The 17,890-nt window shown below is 74.2% G+C and carries 14 protein-coding genes and 1 tRNA gene; 7 read left to right on the top strand and 8 right to left on the bottom strand.

Going from position 1 to position 17,890, the window contains the following annotated elements; genetic code table 11:
• Positions 1-129: 129 nt before the first annotated feature.
• The 5 genes from RLT57_RS18145 to RLT57_RS18125 form a co-directional block, all read right to left on the bottom strand.
• On the bottom strand, positions 130-1,332 hold the full coding sequence (locus RLT57_RS18145; RefSeq protein WP_311298441.1) for a carbon-nitrogen hydrolase family protein: 1,203 nt from the start codon (positions 1,330-1,332) through the stop codon (positions 130-132).
• Positions 1,329-2,615 (bottom strand): PLP-dependent aminotransferase family protein, encoded by a 1,287-nt coding sequence (locus RLT57_RS18140; RefSeq protein ID WP_311298440.1) that lies wholly within the window; start codon positions 2,613-2,615, stop codon positions 1,329-1,331. The genes RLT57_RS18145 and RLT57_RS18140 overlap by 4 nt, the downstream gene beginning before the upstream one ends.
• A gap of 151 nt (positions 2,616-2,766) precedes the next feature.
• Positions 2,767-3,636 (bottom strand): alpha/beta hydrolase, encoded by an 870-nt coding sequence (locus RLT57_RS18135; RefSeq protein ID WP_311298439.1) that lies wholly within the window; start codon positions 3,634-3,636, stop codon positions 2,767-2,769.
• Positions 3,633-5,510: a GH3 auxin-responsive promoter family protein gene (locus RLT57_RS18130; RefSeq protein WP_311298438.1), complete on the bottom strand. Its 1,878-nt coding sequence runs from the start codon at positions 5,508-5,510 to the stop codon at positions 3,633-3,635. The genes RLT57_RS18135 and RLT57_RS18130 overlap by 4 nt, the downstream gene beginning before the upstream one ends.
• Positions 5,511-6,125: 615 nt before the next feature.
• On the bottom strand, positions 6,126-7,388 hold the full coding sequence (locus RLT57_RS18125) for an MFS transporter (RefSeq protein WP_311298437.1): 1,263 nt from the start codon (positions 7,386-7,388) through the stop codon (positions 6,126-6,128).
• Positions 7,389-7,850: 462 nt separating this feature from the next.
• On the opposite strand from RLT57_RS18125, the gene RLT57_RS18120 reads away from it, so the two are divergent.
• The 3 genes from RLT57_RS18120 (at position 7,851) to RLT57_RS18110 (ending at position 11,096) form a co-directional block, all read left to right on the top strand.
• Positions 7,851-8,750 (top strand): LysR family transcriptional regulator, encoded by a 900-nt coding sequence (locus RLT57_RS18120; RefSeq protein ID WP_311298436.1) that lies wholly within the window; start codon positions 7,851-7,853, stop codon positions 8,748-8,750.
• A gap of 141 nt (positions 8,751-8,891) precedes the next feature.
• Positions 8,892-10,106: an epoxide hydrolase family protein gene (locus RLT57_RS18115; RefSeq protein ID WP_311298435.1), complete on the top strand. Its 1,215-nt coding sequence runs from the start codon at positions 8,892-8,894 to the stop codon at positions 10,104-10,106.
• Positions 10,107-10,304: 198 nt separating this feature from the next.
• The gene (locus RLT57_RS18110) at positions 10,305-11,096 is read left to right on the top strand and encodes an SGNH/GDSL hydrolase family protein (protein ID WP_311298434.1); all 792 of its coding nucleotides are present in this window, start codon (positions 10,305-10,307) and stop codon (positions 11,094-11,096) included.
• A 277-nt stretch (positions 11,097-11,373) separates the two neighbouring features.
• Here RLT57_RS18110 and nusG read toward each other — a convergent pair whose 3' ends face one another.
• From nusG to RLT57_RS18095, 3 genes are all read right to left on the bottom strand, one after another.
• The gene (gene nusG / locus RLT57_RS18105; protein WP_399128917.1) at positions 11,374-12,231 is read right to left on the bottom strand and encodes a transcription termination/antitermination protein NusG; all 858 of its coding nucleotides are present in this window, start codon (positions 12,229-12,231) and stop codon (positions 11,374-11,376) included.
• A 77-nt stretch (positions 12,232-12,308) separates the two neighbouring features.
• The gene (gene secE, locus RLT57_RS18100; RefSeq protein WP_311298433.1) at positions 12,309-12,602 is read right to left on the bottom strand and encodes a preprotein translocase subunit SecE; all 294 of its coding nucleotides are present in this window, start codon (positions 12,600-12,602) and stop codon (positions 12,309-12,311) included.
• 94 nt (positions 12,603-12,696) lie between these two features.
• A tRNA-Trp gene (locus RLT57_RS18095) sits at positions 12,697-12,769 on the bottom strand.
• Positions 12,770-12,966: 197 nt separating this feature from the next.
• Between RLT57_RS18095 and RLT57_RS18090 the strand changes: the two genes are divergently transcribed.
• From RLT57_RS18090 to RLT57_RS18075, 4 genes are all read left to right on the top strand, one after another.
• Positions 12,967-14,217, top strand: coding sequence for a pyridoxal phosphate-dependent aminotransferase (locus RLT57_RS18090; protein ID WP_311298432.1), 1,251 nt, complete (start codon positions 12,967-12,969; stop codon positions 14,215-14,217).
• A gap of 183 nt (positions 14,218-14,400) precedes the next feature.
• The gene (locus tag RLT57_RS18085; RefSeq protein ID WP_311298431.1) at positions 14,401-15,567 is read left to right on the top strand and encodes an adenosine deaminase; all 1,167 of its coding nucleotides are present in this window, start codon (positions 14,401-14,403) and stop codon (positions 15,565-15,567) included.
• A 483-nt stretch (positions 15,568-16,050) separates the two neighbouring features.
• Positions 16,051-17,106 (top strand): UDP-N-acetylmuramate dehydrogenase, encoded by a 1,056-nt coding sequence (locus tag RLT57_RS18080; RefSeq protein ID WP_311298430.1) that lies wholly within the window; start codon positions 16,051-16,053, stop codon positions 17,104-17,106.
• Positions 17,107-17,261: 155 nt separating this feature from the next.
• Entirely contained in the window at positions 17,262-17,684 is a 423-nt protein-coding gene (locus tag RLT57_RS18075; protein ID WP_311298429.1) for an Hsp20/alpha crystallin family protein, read from the top strand.
• Positions 17,685-17,890 lie beyond the last annotated feature (206 nt).

Raw genomic sequence — 17,890 nt, 5'->3', positions numbered from 1 at the left:
CCCCGCCCCCGCCCCGCCCTCGCGCCATGCGGGCAGGCCCCCTCGGGGCGGCGGGGCCGGGGCGGAGGCCGGGGCGAGGCGGAAGCGGGGCGGAAGCGGGGCGGAGGCCGAGGCGGCGGGGCCGGGCGGCTACCAGCGGCGGTTCGCCAGGACGGGAATGCTCGCCCGGACGGCGCCCACCTCCCGGAGGTCCAACTCCCAGACCGCGAAGCCCGGTTCGGGCCCGAGCCGGTCCAGTACGTCGCCGAGCGGCGAGACCGCGAGGCTGCCGCCGACGCCGGTGGGGGCCGGGCCCGGCGGCACCGCCTCGCCGGGGTCGGCCTGGTCGCAGCCGACGAGGTACGCGGTCGTGTCCATGGCCCGCGCGCGGGCCAGCAGCGTCCACTGGTCGAGCTTGCCGGGGCCGGCGCCCCACGACGCCGGGACGACGATCACCTGGGCGCCCCGGCCGGCCAGTTCGGTGAACAGGCCGGGGAAGCGGATGTCGTAACAGGTGGCGACGCCGACCGTGACGCCGGCGACGTCCACGGTCAGCGGCTCGTGGCCGGGTGCCACGGTCTGCGACTCGCGGTAGCCGAAGGCGTCGTAGAGGTGGATCTTGTCGTAGTGGCGCAGCGGGCGGCCGGGGCCGGCGACCACGACGGTGTTGTGGACGCGGCCCCCGTCGGCGGGGGTGAACATGCCCGCGACCACCGTGACGCCGCTCGCCGCCGCGATCGCACGGACACCCCGCGCCCAGGGGCCGTCCAGCGGTTGGGCGACGGAGGCCAGCGGCACCCCGAAGCGGCACATGGCCGCCTCGGGGAACACCACCAGATCCGCGCCGGCCGCCGCCGCCCGCTCGGCGCCCGACCCGATGAGGCCGAGGTTCGCCGCCGGGTCGGTCCCGCTGCCGATCTGCGCCACGGCCACCCGCAGGGTCCGCGGCGGTACGGCCCGGACCACCCGCGGCGCGGGTCCCCGCTCGACCGCCGCCGAGTCCGTACCGGCGCCGGCTTCCGACGCGGCGTCCGTGCCGCGCAGGACGGCCCATACGGAGGGGACACCGGCGCCGACGGAGGCCGCGGCGCCCGCGGATCCGGCCGGGGCGGGGGCCGGAGCGGGGGCCGGGCCCGGCAGACCCGCCGGCCCGGAGCCCGTACCCGGGGGATCCGCCCGGCCGGGCCCCGTACCCGCGCCCGCGCCCGCGCCGATAGCCGCCGGGAGATCCGCCCGGCCGGGGTCGGCGCCCGAGGAGTACGGCGGCCCCGGGCTCGTACCGGGGGAAACCGGCCCCGCCGGGCCCGTGTCGTCACTGTCCGGTCCGCCGCGCGGTGTCCTGTCGGTGGTCACGGCAGCGATTTCACCACAGAAGTGAGCCGCTCCAGGCCCGCGACCAGATGGGCCTCCTGCGGGGCGGAGAAGGCCAGGCGCAGGTGGTCGGCGTACCGGCCGCTCTGGTGCGGGTCGTAGAAGGTGCCCTTGGAGTAGACCACCCCGGCCGCCAGGGCGCGGTCGGCGAGGAGTTCGGCGGCCTCGGGGCCGCCGGTGACCCGGGCCCAGACGAAGAAGCCGCCCTCCGGCGCGGTGAACTCCAACCGGTCGCCGGCCTCCTGGAGGGCGCGCACCGCGAGGTCGGCCCGCGCCCGGTACAGCGCCCGGCCGCGGCGCAGCAGTCCGTCGAACCAGCCCGGCCGCTCCAGCAGCGCCCGCGCGATGGCCTGGGACAGGGTGGAGCTCTGGAAGTCGTAGCGGCGGCGCAGGTTGACCACGTGCGGCGCCAGCCACTCGGGGGCGACCAGCCAGCCGAGCCGCAGGCCGGGGCCGAGGGTCTTGGCGAAGGTGTGCGCGACGACCACCCGGTCGCTGCCGAGCGGGAAGTCGGGCTCGCGGGTGCCGTCGAAGGCGAACTGGCGGTAGGGGTTGTCGGAGACGATGACGAAGCCGTAGTGCTCGGCGAGTTCGACCAGCCGCAGCCGCCGGTCGTACGGCAGCAGGCCGCCGCCGGGGTTGTGGAAGTCCGGCACGGTGTAGACGGCCTTCGGGCGCAGTCCGGCGCGCAGCCGGTCGGCGAGCACCTCGACGTCGAAGCCGCGCGGACCCACCGGGACGGTGTGGATGTCGGCGCCGGTGCTCTCCACGACACGGATGGTGTCGGGGAAGACCGGGTCGTCGACGACGATCACGTCGCCCGGTTCGGCGACGACCTGGAGGGCGAGGGAGGTGCCGTGCAGGGCGCCGTTGGTGATCAGGATCCGCTCGACGTCCACGCCCTCGCTCGCCGCGATCAGGTCCCGCAGCCCGCGGTCGCCGGCGTTGGCGCCGTAGGCCAGCGCCCGGCCGCCCGAACCGAACTGCGAGAACAGCTCGTTGGTGACCTCCCGGATCTCCCGCAGCGGCAGCGCCTCGACGGCGGGCGCGCCGCTGACCAGGTTGACGAAGTCGGGACCGGGCTGCCGGGCGGGTACGGCGTAGGGGGCGGACAGCGAGAGCCCGGCGATCCGGGCGGAGACCAGGGAGGCGGCCGGGCGCGGCGCCTCGATCGCGCCGCCGGCCGGGCGGCCGGGGGTACGGCCGCCCGTGTCGTCGGCCGGGTGGCCGGAAGCGGCCCTGGGAGAAGGCGTGGTGGTGGTCATGCCGATGTCCTCGCTTCGTGGTAGGTCTGCTCGTCGGTACGGGCCGCCGCGGCGGGCGGCGCGAAGGTGGATCGCAGGGGAGGGGCCGGGCGGGGGCCGGGGGCGGGGGCGAGGCCGGCCGCACGGCCGGGCGCGCGGCCGGGCGGCGCGCTCACGCCGCGCGCCCGGCCGCCACCTCGCTCAGCCACTGCCAGTAGCCGTGCCGGGCCGCCGAGAACTCGATGTAGTGGCCCGATCCGGCGAAGTCCACCGCGGTCGCCCGGTGGGTGAGGCCGGACAGGACCTGCCAGGAGGTCGCGAGGTCGATGACCGCGTCGTGCTCCGGGCGGGCGAAGTGGACGGAGGCGGGGGCGCCCGGGGCGTCGTCCCAGAAGCCGCCGCGCATGTAGGTGTCCTCCAGGCCGACCATCACCGCGCGGGTGTCCGCCGTGATCCGGCGGATCATCAGCAGGTCGTTGGCCATGAAGTCCAGGTAGCCGCTGACGTCGGTGTAGTCCGCGTCGGCCAGCGACAGCGGCGAGCTGTGCGGGCCGGCCGCGGCCCGGACCGCCGCCAGCGCCTCGCCGGAGCCCAGCCGGGCGCGCTGCTGGCCGAGCGCGGGCGCGCAGAACACCAGCCGCGCCCGCGGCACCAGGCCCTGCGTGACAAGCGCCGCCAGCACGCTGCCGCCGAAGCTCTGCCCGACGATCGTCAGGTCGAGCCCGGGGGCGAGTTCGCGGGTACGGGCCAGGGCCAGCGCGTAGTCGCGCGAGACCTGGCCGACCGACGGCAGGTGGCCGCGCGGACCACCACTGACGCCGCTGCCGCGCCGGTCGAGCGCGAACACCGCGATCCCCCGGGCGGCGAGCGCGGGACCGGTCTCGTAGAGCCAGCCCGCGTGGCTCTGGATGCCGTGGACGTAGAACACCGCGGCGGCGGGGTCGGCACCTGGCGACCAGTGGTGCAGGGCGAGGTCCGTGCCGTCGTCGGCGGTCAGCGCGAGCGTGGTGTACTCGCCGGACCGGTCGGCCGTGGCGGTCACCGGGCACCGGCCCCTTCGGCGGTCCACGCGGCCCGGCCACCGCTGCCGCCGCTGCCATCCCGACCATCGGTGCCGCCGGCGCCGCTCCCCCGGGCCTCGGCGCCGCCGGCGGCGTCCCGGCCGTCGGTGCTCGCCGCGATCAGGCCGCGGTCGCGGAAGACGTCCAGCAGCTCGCCGTCGCGCTGCAACCAGTGGTGCTTGACCTGGTTGGCCGAGGCGCCGCGGGCCCGCAGCCGCTCCTCGGCGGCGGCGAACGCGCCGACCGGTACGGCGGTGACCTCGATCCGGCCGAGCCGCTGCGAGCGGCGCTTCTCGCCGTACTCGACGTTGATCCGCCGCAGGGCCGCGTCGACGCCCTCCCGGAAACGCTCGAGGCCGGCGGCGCCCAGCGCGGCGGCGCCCTCGATGACGACGTGGTAGCCGGGCGGGGTGCCCCAGACCGGTACGCAGCTGAAGAGCGGCCGGCTGCCGAAGCCCGCGGGCAGCGCGTCCACCACCGCCTGGTGCACATGGGTCTCGGTCAGCTTCTCGCCGGTGAAGGAGCTGCGGAAGCCGGCCCGACCGGTGAACTCCAGGCGCGGCACGGCGCCGTAGCGGCCGGCCACCCGGTACACGTCGCCCACGTCATAGCGCAGCAGCCCGTTGGCCTGGCTCATCACCAGCCGGTACTCGCGGCCCTCCTCCAGGTCGGCGAAGTCCAGGGTCGGGGTGTCGGGGGCGAGCAGGTCGCGGTCGTCGACGGGCACGAACTCGTAGACGCCCTGGTTGACCGCGAGCGGCCCGGCCGAGGGGTGGCCGTCCACCGGCAGGGTCACGATGCCCTCGGTGCCGGTGGTGCTGAACGGCAGCCGCGGCACGCCCGGCAGCACCTCCGCAAGCCAGTCCCGGTACAGGGAAGCAGAGGCGGAGTTCCAGGCCACCGCCAGTGACAGGCGCGGCCACAGGTCCACCAGGGTGGGCGCGCCGCCGGTCGCGTCGAACACCCGCCGCAGCCGTGCCGCGCCCTCCCGGTCGGCGGTGAGGCCGGCGGCGGGCCGGCCGTCCAGGGTGCCGTCGTGCAGGTCCGCGACCAGCTGCTCCCCCCTGCGGACGAGGGTCTGCGCGAGGCTGATGACCTTGGACGGGTTGAGCGCGACCACGGCCCGTACGTCGCTGCCCGCCAGCAGCCGCAGCTTGCGGTACATCGCCGCCTCCCAGCTCTCCCCGGGGTCGGCGACGAACCACGGCTCGTCGTACCACGGCGGGAGCCAGTCGCGGGAGCTGACGGCGGCCGGGCGGTTGGAGATGCTGTACACCGGCTGTAAGGCGCCCGGGGCCACGGTGCCGGGAGCGCGCTCCCAGGACAGGTCGAGCACCTGCGGGATGTGCCCGGTCCCGCCGGCGGCCGGATCGGCCACCGCCAGCGCCTCGAAGTACAGCCCCCACTGGGCGTACAGGGCCGAGCCCCGGTAGTGGTCGCGCCAGTGCCGGGTGGTCGGGATGTGCTTGGGCGCCCCGCTGGAGCCGGAGGTCTTGAGGTACGCGTACGGGCGGCTGGTGGTCAGCACCGCGTCGTGGCCCAGCTGCGCGCGCCGGACGTACGGCTCGATGTCCTCGTACTGCTGGATGGGGACGGCCCGCCGCCATTCGGCCAGGGTCCGGACCCTGCCGAGGGAATGCGCCCGGCCGAACTCGGTGTCGGCGGACTGGCCGAGTATGTCCTCGAATACCTGCCGGACGGTTTCCGCCGGGGTGGCGTAAATGCGCCGCTGGAGTTCCAGGGCGCCCTGGACACGGTCCGTGAAGGCGTGGCAGGAGCAGGCGAATGGCGTGGTACGCCGCAGCGGACGCGAGCTGTCGTACAGGTTATTGGTGGATTCCGTAGCGGCTTCCATGAATTTCCCTCAGGTTGAATGTGCGCGTGTCGGCGCGCCGAATTCCCGGAGGGTGTTCTGGGGATCCAGCGCAGGTCGCACGGGGTGATCGCGCGAATGAGCGGCCCGACGCAGGGCAGTGTGAATGCCCCGGCTCTGGCGTCGGACCTCAGATGGAGGAGGGGGGTCGGCGCCGAAAGTCAGCGAACCCGAAGGGGAGAGCAACATATCGCGTCGGCGCGGACCCGGCAGTAATCCGCCGACGGCGCGCCCGAACGACCTCGAAGCTCTCGCATACTCATGATTCTGACCCACCCGGCGCACGGGAGTCAAGCGTTTTCCGAAATAGATCCGACGGGAATCACTTCAGAATTGCTAATTCTGTGTGTAATGGCTGGTGAACTGTGGGTCAACGGGGTTTTCCGGGGCGGGGCGGGCCGGGGCGGGCCGGGCCGGGGCGGGCCGGGGCGGCTGCCGGGGTCGGCCGGGGGCGGGCCCGGGTCGGCCGGGGGCGCGGCGGGCGCTGCGCCCGAGGGGTCCCGGATGGCCGACGACCACCGACCACCGACCGTCACCGACCACCGCCGACCGTCCCGCACGGTCCGAGGCGACCCCCGGGCCCGTCGGCCCGTCGGTTCAGGTGCCCGACGCGTTGCGGGCACCCGGGCGGGCGTACCGCGGGACCGCCGGCGGGAGTCCCTCCGCCGTGGCCGTGGCGGACGCGCCGCGGCCGCTGCGGGTCAGCGCCAGCGCCACCGCCCCGCCGAACAGGCCGAACCCGGCCGCCGTCGCCGCGAACCCCGCGGAGCCCACCGCGGTCATCCCCAGCAGCGAGGTGCCGGCCGCGATGCCGACGTTCATCATCGAGCTGTTCCAGGCCAGGACCGAGGCGCGCTGGCTGGGATCCGCGCTCGCCAGATACGCCTGCTGGGTGGAGTAGAAGGCGCTCCCGGCCACGCACCAGACGAACAACGCGCCCAGGCACAGGGCGAGGTGACCGGTCGTCAGGGCGACCGGCGCCGACAGGACGAAGACCGCCGCGGACACCACCGACAGCCAGATCTCGCTGCGGCCCCGGGAGCGCAGCCGGTCGATCACCGGGCCGCTCGCCAGCGACCCCAGCATCGAGCTGACCCCGACCAGCAGCCCCGCCGCGCCCTGCTGGGCCAGGGAGAACCCGAAGCGCTGCGCCAACAGGGCACCGACGTAGGTGTACGCGCCAAGCCGGCCGGCCTGGAAGAGCAGGGTCGCGGTCAGCCCGAGGCTGATCCGCGGCGCCCGCCAGGGCCTGATCAGCGCGCGTAGACCCGCCGGAGCCGCGACCGCCGGCGTACGGGTCAGCCGGCGGGCCAGCAGCGGGACCATCACGGCGAAGCCCGCGCCGATACCGGCGAACGCCACCCGCCAGCCCAGGAACTGGGCGCAGACCGTGCCCAGCGGCACGCCGAGCACCTGCCCGAGGCCGTAGACCGCGACCGCGACCGATATGGCGCGGCCCCGGCGGGCCGGTGCGGTGCGCTCGGCGAGGTAGGCCCAGCACGAGGGGGCGGCCATCGCCGCGCCCAGGCCGCTCAGCGCCCGCGCGGCGACCAGCAGCGGCAGGCTCTGGGCGAGCGCGGAGAAGACGTTGCCGGCCGCGAACAGGCCGCCGCCGGCCACGATGAAGATCCACCGGGGGGCGCGGTCGGCCACGACCCCCAGCGGCGGTCCGGCGACCCCGTAGGCGACGACGAAGGCGGTCACGACGAGCGCGGTGGCGGGGGTGGAGGCGCCGAGGTCGGCGGAGAGGGTGGGCAGCAGCGGGGAGACGAGGTAGGTCTCCGCGCCCATGAGGAAGAAGACGCCGCACAGCATCACGTACTCGGCCGTGGTGATCACCTCGGCCTTGCCTGTGCGCATGCTCGCCCTCTCCGATGCGGGCCGGCGTCCGCCGGGGTCGACCGGGACCGGCCGGCGGGGCCGCCCGGTCCGCCGGGGTTGCCGCGTGGGCGGTGGGCTGCCCCGCGCCCGGCGGGGCCGTCCCGGTCCGCCGCGTGCGGGGCGGAGTCCGCCCATGGTCGGGTGACCGCCTTCTCACGGCGGTACTGCCGAGTCTGGGGGTGGGGGGCGGGGGCGGTCCAATAGCCTTTGTGCGGCGGGCGATCACGGTTGCTTATCGGTGGGGGCGCGGACGGGAGTCGCCGTGTGTACGGCGGGGCCGACGGGCCGGGCGGGGCCGGGCGGGGCCGGGCGGGGCCGGGGGCCGGGGCGAGCAGCCGGCGCGTGAAGGCCGTCGGGCCGGTACGGGGGGCGAGGGGCCGCCGGGCCCGGCGGGGTGCGCGCGGCCCGGGGCGCGGTTGCGGCGAACGTTACGCTGAGCGCATGGAGTTGCGCCGCCTGAGGTACTTCGTGGTACTTGCCCGGCATCTGCACTTCGGCCGGGCGGCGGCCGAACTCCGGATCGCCCAACCGGGGTTGAGCCAGCAGATCAAGGTGCTGGAGAAGGAGCTCAAGGTGGTCCTGCTCGACCGGGGACCGCAGGGCGTCGCCCTCACGCCGGCTGGCGAGGCCCTGCTGGCCGGCGCCGGTCCCGTCCTGTCCGCGGCCGACCAACTCGGCGAGCGGGTACGGGCGGTGGCCGACGGGGCGGACGGCCGGCTGCGGGTGGCGTACTCGCGCTCGGGCGCCGACGACCTGGTCTCGGACCTGATCCGCCGCTTCCGCGGCGAACACCCGCGCGTGCGGGTGACGGTGACCACGACGATGTCCGCGTGGGGCCTGCGGCTGCTGCTCGACGGCGGGTTGGACGCGGTGTTCGTACGGGGTGAGGTGCGCGAGCCGGGCGTCGACTCCGCGGTGGTGAGCCGCGAGGAGGCCGCCGTGGTGCTGCCGGCCGGCCATCCCCTGGCCGCGTGTGAGCTGATGGACCGTCAGGACCTGCGGTGTTTGCCGGTGGTGCTGTGGCCGCGGGAGTCCGGCCCGAGCCTGTACGACGAACTGGTCGGCGACGTATGGCCGGACGGGCCGCCCGAACTGGCCGCGGAGGAGCCCGACTTCGAGCAGGTGGTGGCGGCGGTCGCGGCCGGCGCCGGCATCTCCGTCATGGACCTGGGCCGCGCCCGCAAGCTGGCGCCCCCCGAGGTGGCCGTGCGCCGTTTCCGGGGCGTACCGCCGGCGTACGCGGTGTCCCTGGCCTGGCGGGCGGACGAGGCGGACCCGGCGGTCCGGCGCTTCGTCTCGTACGCGCGGGGTTGGCTGCACGCCCGCGGGGGTGCGCGGTGAGCCGGGCACCCGCAGCGGGCCGCCGCACCCCGGGGTAGCGCGGCCCCTCCGCCGCACGCTTCCGGGGCCCGCGGAACCGGCCCGGCGGCACGCGCCGGGGCGTTCGCGGGCCGGCGGCGCGCGGGTCGTAGGATGCGTTTCATGCCGGATGCCGCTCCCCGCCCCGAGCCGTACAGCCCGCGGGCCGCGCCCGCGGCGCTGGAGGACCTCCGCACGCGGCTGCGTGCGACGCGCTGGCCGGACGCGCCCGAGGACGCCGGGTGGTCGCTCGGCACCGACCTCGGCTATCTGCGCGAGCTCGTCGCGTACTGGGCGGACGGGTTCGACTGGCCGGCACAGGAGGCGGCGCTGGCCCGGTTCCCCCGCTTCCGCGTCCCGCTCGGCGGCGGCCTGCGAGTCCACTTCGCGCACGTGCGGGCCGCCGCGCCGACCGGGCCCGTCCTGCCGCTGGTCCTCACCCACGGCTGGCCGGACTCCTTCTGGCGCTACGCCAAGGTCGTCCCGCTCCTCACCGACCCCGGCGCGCACGGCGCCGACCCGGCCGACGCCTTCGACGTGGTCGTGCCCGACGTGCCCGGCTTCGGGTACTCCGACCGCCCCACCGGCGCGCCGCTGAACTCCGTCGACGTCGCGGGCCTGTGGGCCGAGCTGATGACCGTCCTCGGCTACCCGCGGTTCGGCGCGGCGGGCGGCGACATCGGCAGCCACGTGAGCCGCTACCTCGGGCTCGACCACCCCGACCGGGTCGTGGCCGTCCACCGCACCGACGCGGGCCTGCCGATCTTCGGCGGCGACCCGGCGGACCTCACGCCGGAGGAGCGCGCCTGGATGGCGGGCGCCGCGGCCTGGGGCGCGAGCGAGGGCGCGTACGCCGCCGTGCACCGGACGAAGCCGCAGACCGCCGCCTTCGGGCTGACCGACTCGCCGGTCGGGCTGGCCGCGTGGATCGTCGAGAAGCTCCGGTCGTGGAGCGACTGCGGCGGCGACATCGAGCGGAGCTTCACCAAGGACGAGATCCTGACGAACGTCACGCTCTACTGGCTCACCGGGACGATCGGCTCCTCGATGCGGATGTACAGCGCGAACGCCGCGATCCCGCCCGCGCAGCTGGCCCGCCGGGTCGAGGTGCCGTCCGGCTTCTCGATCTTCGGCGGCGACGTCGTCCGCCCGCCGCGGGCCTGGCTCGAACGCACGGCGAACGCGGTCCGGGTGACCGAGCCGGCGCGGGGCGGCCACTTCGCGGCGTTCGAGGAGCCCGAGCTGTACGCGGCGGAGCTGCGTGCCTTCTTCCGCCCGTACCGCGCGGCACTCGCGGCGCCTTCCGCGCCCAACGCGCCCACCGCGCCCACCGCCTGAGGACACCCGGCCCGCGGGCACGCCACCGGCGGTGAGCGGCCCAGGGCAGCGGCCTCTTGGCCACCGTCCGTGACCTAACGGAAGCGCAAAGAAAATCTACACGCGTTGCCCTTGGCATGGACATCGTCAATCAAGTGATGTTACGTAATCACCTGGTCACCTTTCCCAGGCAGCGATCCTGCCCGACCAGGAGGTTCCGTGAGACTCACCAGGTCACTGTCAGCGCTCGGCGCGCTGGTAGCCGCTCTCGCCCTCGCCATCGTGGGCACCGGTCCGGCCCAGGCGGCCGGACCCTCGTACGTCGCCCTCGGGGACTCGTACTCGGCCGGCAACGGGGCCGGGAACTACATCAGTTCGAGTGGCGACTGCCACCGCAGCAACAGCGCGTACCCCGCACTGTGGGCCGCCGCCCACGCGCCGTCGTCGTTCACGTTCGCCGCCTGCTCCGGGGCGGTGACGACCGATGTGATCAACAGTCAGCTCGGCGGCCTGAGCTCAGCCACCACGCTGGTCACCGTCACCATCGGCGGCAACGACGCGGGCTTCTCCGACGTGATCACCACCTGCGTCACCGGCTCCGACAGCACCTGCGTCAACCGGGTCAACACGGCCGAGAGCTACGTCCGCAACACCCTGCCCGGCCGGCTCGACGCGGTCTACAACGCAATCCACGCCAAGGCCCCCTCGGCCCGCGTCGTCGTCCTGGGATACCCGGACATCTACACGCTCAACGTCTTCTGCATCGGCCTCAGCGCCACCAAGCACCAGAAGATCGACGAGGCCGCCGACCTGATCGACACCACCACGGCCACCCGCGCCGCCGCCCACGGCTTCGTCTTCGGCGACGTCCGCAGCACCTTCCGCGGCCACGAGCTCTGCTCCGGCGACAACTACCTCCACGACCTGGCCCTCCCCATCTGGGAGTCCTACCACCCCACCGCCGTCGGCCACTCCGCCGGCTACCTCCCGGTCCTCAACGCCGACGACTGACCCTTACGGCGCCGCGCGCGTCCCTCACGCCTCGCGCGCCCCCGCACCCGCCGCAGCCCCCGCCCGCGTCCACCCGCGCGCCGGGGGCTGCGGCGGTGTTCAGCGGCTGCCCGTGGCGCAGTCCGTCGACGAGCAGGGGGCCGGCCATGCGCCGCCGGACCCGCCGGGCGGGCAGCACCGGAGGAGCGGCCTGCGGCGCCGACGCCCCCGCGCAGCCGAAAGGGCCCCCGGTCGGCGCAGACGCGCCGACCGGGGGCCCTTTCGAAGCGGGAGGAGCCTAGTTCTTCTGGATCTGGTCGAAGCTGAGCTCGACCGGGGTCTCCCGGCCGAAGATCTCGACGAGGCCCTTGACCTTCTTGGAGTCCGGGTTGATCTCGTTGATCGTGGCCTGGAGGGTCGCGAAGGGGCCGTCGGTGACGGTGACCGAGTCGCCGACCTCGAAGTCGAGGACCTGGACCTGGACCTTGCGGGGCTGGGCCGTGCCGTCGGCGATCGCGGCGGCCTCGGCGGCGGCTTCCACCTCGGGGGCGAGCATCTTGACGATCTCGTCGAGGGTCAGCGGATACGGGTCGTAGGCGTTGCCGACGAAGCCGGTGACACCGGGGGTGTTGCGGACGACGCCCCACGACTCGTTCGTCAGATCCATGCGCACCAGGACGTAACCGGGGAGTTTGTTCTGCCGGATCGTCTTGCGGTCGCCGTTCTTGATCTGGACGACCTCTTCCTGGGGCACCTCGGCCTGGTAGATGTACTCCTCGACGTTGAGCGAGACGGCACGCTGCTCCAGGTTGGACTTCACCCGGTTCTCGTAACCCGCGTACGTGTGGATGACATACCACTCGCCGGGCAGCGTCCGCAGCTCCTCGCGGAAGGCGGCCACCGCGTCGACCGGCCCGGGGGCCGCCGCGGCCTCGTCCGGAACCGAGGAGTCGGGTTCCTCGTCGTCCTCAGCGGCCTCGGGAGCGTCCGCGGCGTCCTGGACCGCCTCTTCCTCGGCGGCCTTGCCCGCGGCAAGATCGGCAGCCTCTGCCTGGTCGATGTCGGCGTCGGCCCCCTCGACGATGTCGAGCGCGGTGTCGTCGCCCTCGGCAGACTCGTCATCGGCGGCGGCGTCGTACACGTTCGGGTCAGACACGGTGGCTGCTCTTCCTGACTCTCAAGGGTGGGACATGCGACGGGCGCGCGACATGGTGATCGCGCCCGCCGCGGGGATCAGCCGAAGACGTACGAGACGAGCTTCGAGAAACCCCAGTCAACCACGCTCACGAACGCGATGATGACCACGACGAAGACAATCACCACCGTGGTGTACGTCACCAGGTCGTTACGATTCGGCCAGACGACCTTGCGCAGCTCCGCGATGATCTGGCGGTAGAACAGAGCAAGGCGCCCGAGCGGGCCCTTCTTTCCGCGCTTGCCACCGCGGCGGGGCTTCTTCTCGGTCTCCTGGTCGTCCTGAGTCGTACCAGGCTCAGGAACATCGATGGAGTCCGTGATCTCGGTCACTCGTCCTCACCTGACTCCGGTCGTGTGCCATGCCGCGCCCGTCGCGCGGTACGGCGAGTGCTTACAGCCCACGCCCCTGCTGGAACGTGTGGAGCAGGGCCGGAGGGACTTGAACCCGCAACCGCTGGTTTTGGAGACCAGTGCTCTACCAATTGAGCTACGACCCTATGCTGACTCCCCCAACGTACCTCAGTCCTGCTGCCGGGAGGGCCACCGACGGATGAGTGTACGTGGTCCGGCGCTCCCCGTCGAACGCCTTGCGGCCACCGGTTTCGCGACCCGCACCGATCCGGCCGTTCATCCGGCCGTAATACCCCGCAAACACGGGTGCCGCGCCCGCATCGGGTCTGGGACCATGCTCGTCATGAGCGCTGCTACTCCCCCTGTACCGCCTGCCCGGCCCGCCACCACCGACCGACGGGTTTCGGCCCGGGTCGGGGCCATCTCCGAGTCCGCCACGCTGGCCGTGGACGCCAAGGCGAAGGCCCTCAAGGCCGCCGGGCGCCCGGTGATCGGCTTCGGCGCCGGCGAGCCCGACTTCCCGACCCCCGACTACATCGTCGAAGCCGCCGCCGAGGCCTGCCGCGTCCCGAAGTACCACCGCTACACCCCGGCCGGCGGCCTGCCGGAGCTGAAGGCGGCCATCGCCGCCAAGACGCTCCGCGACTCCGGCTACGAGGTGGACGCGTCCCAGGTACTGGTGACCAACGGCGGCAAGCAGGCGATCTACGAGGCGTTCGCGGCGATCCTCGACCCGGGCGACGAGGTGATCGTCCCGGCCCCGTACTGGACCACGTACCCCGAGTCGATCCGGCTGGCCGGCGGCGTCCCGGTCGAGGTGGTGACCGACGAGACGACCGGCTACCGGGCCTCGGTCGAGCAGCTGGAGGCGGCCCGCACCGAGCGCACCAAGGTGCTGCTCTTCGTCTCGCCGTCCAACCCGACCGGCGCCGTCTACAGCGAGGCCGACACCGAGGCGATCGGCCGCTGGGCGGTCGAGCACGGCCTGTGGGTGCTCACCGACGAGATCTACGAGCACCTGGTGTACGGCGACGCGGCCTTCACCTCGCTGCCGGCGGTCTTCCCCGAGCTGCGGGACAAGTGCATCGTGGTCAACGGCGTGGCGAAGACGTACGCCATGACCGGCTGGCGGGTCGGGTGGATCATCGGTCCGAAGGACGTGGTGAAGGCCGCCACCAACCTCCAGTCGCACGCCACCTCCAACGTCTCCAACGTGGCGCAGGTCGCCGCGCTGGCCGCCGTCTCCGGCGACCTGGACGCGGTCGCGGAGATGCGCGTCGCCTTCGACCGGCGCCGGCAGACCGTCGTCCGGATGCTCAACGAGATCGAGGGCGTGGTCTGCCCGGTCCCCGAGGGCGCGTTCTACGTGTACCCGTCGGTCAAGGCACTGCTCGGCAAGGAGATCCGCGGCAAGCGCCCGCGGACCTCGGTGGACCTGGCCGCGCTGATCCTGGACGAGGCCGAGGTCGCGGTCGTCCCCGGTGAGGCCTTCGGCACCCCGGGCTACCTGCGGCTGAGCTACGCGCTGGGTGACGACGACCTGGTGGAGGGCGTCTCGCGGCTCCAGAAGCTGCTCGGCGAGGCCGCCGACTGACCACACCGGGCCGGGTTGCCGGACCGGGTTGCCGGACCGGGTTGCCGGACCGGCCGCCTTTGCGGTTTCCGGTCGGCTACCGGCCGGTTCCGGCCGCCGCCGCGTGCCGTCCGTGTATTCGGGCAAGCCCCCGTTCGGAGAAAGTGGTACCGGGCGGGGGCCGAGGTATAGCAGGATCCTGGAATGGCACGTGAGGTACGTACGACAGGCGGGGCCCAGGCGGCCGAGGACCGGGGCCCGGCCGCCCCGGAAGGGTACGCGGAGGCCCCGGCGGCCCCGGGCGGGTACGCGGCGGTCCGCGACCGGGCTCCGGCGGCGCCCGGCGGCCGGCCGCCCGCTCCGCGGGAGATCCGCAGCCTGCCCAAGGCACATCTGCATCTGCACTTCACCGGCTCCATGCGCCCCGGCACCCTGCTGGAGCTGGCCGACAAGCACGGAGTGCACCTGCCCGAGGCGCTGACCTCCGGCGAGCCGCCGCAGCTGCGGGCCACCGACGAGCGCGGCTGGTTCCGCTTCCAGCGGCTCTACGACATCGCCCGCTCCTGCCTGCGCACCCCGGAGGACATCCAGCGGCTGGTCCGCGAGGCCGCGGAGGAGGACGCGGCGGACGGCTCCGGCTGGCTGGAGATCCAGGTCGACCCGACCTCGTACGCCCCCCGGCTCGGCGGCCTGATCCCGACCCTGGAGATCATCCTGGACGCGGTGCGCAGCGCCTCCCGGGAGACCGGGGTGGGGATGGCCGTGGTGGTGGCCGCGAACCGGATGAAGCACCCCCTGGACGCCCGTACGCTGGCCCGGCTCGCGGTCCGGTACGCCGACCGGGGGGTGGTCGGCTTCGGGCTGTCCAACGACGAGCGGCGCGGCCTGGCCCGCGACTTCGACCGCGCCTTCGCCATCGCCCGGGAGGGCGGCCTGCTGGCGGCCCCGCACGGCGGCGAGCTGTCCGGCCCGGCCAGCGTCCGCGACTGCCTGGACGACCTGCACGCCGAACGCATCGGCCACGGCGTCCGCGCCGCCGAAGACCCGCACCTGCTCAAACGGCTCGCCGAATCGGGCGTCACCTGCGAGGTCTGCCCGGCCTCCAATGTCGCCCTCGGCGTCTACGACAAGCCCGAGGACGTCCCGCTGCGGACCCTCTTCGACGCGGGCGTCCGGCTGGCCCTGGGCGCCGACGACCCCCTCCTGTTCGGCTCCCGGCTGGCCGCCCAGTACGAGATCGCCCGCGACGTCCACGCCTTCACCGACCCCGAACTCGCCGAACTCGCCCGCCACTCGGTCTACGCCTCCCGCGCCCCCGAGGAGACCCGCACCCGCCTCCTGGCCGACATCGACGCGTGGGCGGAGGGTTAGAGGGCGACCGGGGGCTTCGGGCTCGGCGGGGCGGTGGGGGCCGTCGGGCTCGGCGGGGCGGTGGGGGCGGGGCACGGGGGGGGTGGCGCGGGGGTGGCAGGGGGGGTTTTGCCGGGGGGATCGGCGCCGTGGGGTGGGGTGCGGTGGGGTGGGCGCCCATGGAGGGGTGCCCACGGGTGGGCGCCGTACGGCGTTGTGGCACCGCCCAATCCCTCTTTTTGCCGCCGCTTCGCCTCCGGGCGCTTCGGTCCGGTGCCGACGGTCGACCGTGCTCACTCGCTCGTACCTCGCTCACTGCGCGCGCTCTCCCTTTCGACACCGGCGCGCCCTTCGGCTCACCGGCTACACGGCCGAACGTCGAACGGGTCGGTGGACGCGGGGGCGGGCCGTCGGGCGCAACGGCACCGAGGGGCAGGTGCGGTACGGCGCGGGGGTGCCCGGCAGAGTGGGGGCGCCGTGCAACCCTGCACTTAGGGTGAGCGGGTGGACGTACAGGAGAATGCCTCGCTCGCGGATTTGACCACCTTTCGGCTGGGGGGGCCCGCTGACCGGCTGGTCGTCGCGCGGACGGACGGGGAGCTGGTCGAGGCGGTGGCGGCGGCGGACCGGCGGGGCGAGCCGGTGCTGGTGCTGGGGGGCGGCAGCAACGTGGTGATCGCCGACGGCGGGTTCCGCGGCACCGCCGTGCAGGTCGCCACGCGGGGGATCACCGTGGCGGGCACCCGGGTGGAGGTCGCCGCCGGGGAGGAGTGGGCGGGCGCGGTGACGGCCACGGTGGCGGCCGGCCTGGCCGGGGTGGAGTGCCTGGCCGGCGTCCCGGGGTCGGCGGGGGCGACGCCGATCCAGAACGTGGGCGCGTACGGCCAAGAGGTGTCGAGCACGATCACCGAGGTGGTCGCGTACGACCGGGTGGCGGGCGGGACCGTCACCCTCGGCAACGCCGAGTGCCGGTTCTCCTACCGGCACAGCCGGTTCAAGACGGAACCGGAGCGGTTCGTCGTCCTGCGGGTCCGGTTCGAGCTGGAGGACGCCGGGGGCCTGTCCGGGCCGCTGAAGTACGCCGAGACCGCCCGCGCGCTCGGCGTCGAACCCGGTGACCGGGTGCCGCTGGCCGAGGCCGCACAGGCCGTCCTGGCCCTGCGCCGCGGCAAGGGCATGGTCCTGGACCCCGCCGACCACGACACCTGGTCGGCCGGCTCCTTCTTCACCAACCCGGTCCTGACCCCCGCCGCATGGGACGCCTTCCTGCTCCGCGTCCACGCCCACCTGGGCGCCGGCACCGAACCCCCCGCCTACCCCGCGGAGGACGGCCGTACGAAGACGTCCGCCGCCTGGCTGATCGACCGCGCCGGCTTCCCCAAGGGCTACGGCACCGGCCCGGCCCGCATCTCCACCAAACACACCCTCGCCCTCACCAACCGCGGCACCGCCACCACGGAAGACCTCCTCACCCTCGCCCGCGAGGTCCGCGACGGCGTCCGGAAGACCTTCGGAATCCCCCTCACCAACGAGCCCGTCCTCGTCGGCACCCACCTCTGACAGGCGGACACAAGCATCCATCTTCTTGAGTCGGTAGTTGTCAACTTTCCTCGTCCGGGGGTATAAAGGTGATGTCCGAAAGCCGCGACCCACCCGCGGGAAGCGCCCAGGACACCGACCGAACCGTTTCTCAGCACGTGAGGAGCTGACAGACCATGCTGATGCGTACTGACCCGTTCCGTGACTTCGACCGGCTCGCGCAGCAGCTGCTCGGCACCCAGGCCAAGCCCGCCGCCATGCCGCTGACCGCCTTCCGCGACGGCGGGGACTTCGTGGTCCGCTTCGACCTCCCGGGCATCGACCCGGAGTCCATCGACCTGGACATCGAGCGCAACGTGCTCACCGTCAGGGCCCAGCGGCCCGGCCACACCCCGGACGGCGCGGAACTCGTCGCCGACGAGCGCACCCTGGGCACCTTCACCCGGCAGGTCTTCCTCGGCGACACCCTCGACACGGACCGCATCACCGCGTCCTACGAGCACGGCGTCCTGACCGTCCACATCCCGGTCAGCGAGAAGGCCAAGCCCCGCAAGATCCAGATCGAGGGCGCGGACACCCGCCACGCCATCGCGGCGTAACCCCACCCGATCAGCCCACCCTGCCCCGGGGCGCCCCTGCCCGGCCGCCCCGGGATCCTCCCCCGCTTGTTCCCGTACCTCCTCAAGGACGTGCCTGCCCGCGCGCAGGACAGCGCTCAGCGAAGCCCTCGCCGGAAACCCGGCGAGGGCTCACCGCTTGCAACGACGCCTGCTTCTTGCCCGCGCAGGTCCGGCCGTCTCCGGCC

Source organism: Streptomyces sp. ITFR-21 (assembly GCF_031844685.1).
Taxonomy (GTDB): domain Bacteria; phylum Actinomycetota; class Actinomycetes; order Streptomycetales; family Streptomycetaceae; genus Actinacidiphila.
Note: the sequence above shows the minus strand (reverse complement) of the source record. Positions and strands in the feature narration are given on the sequence as shown.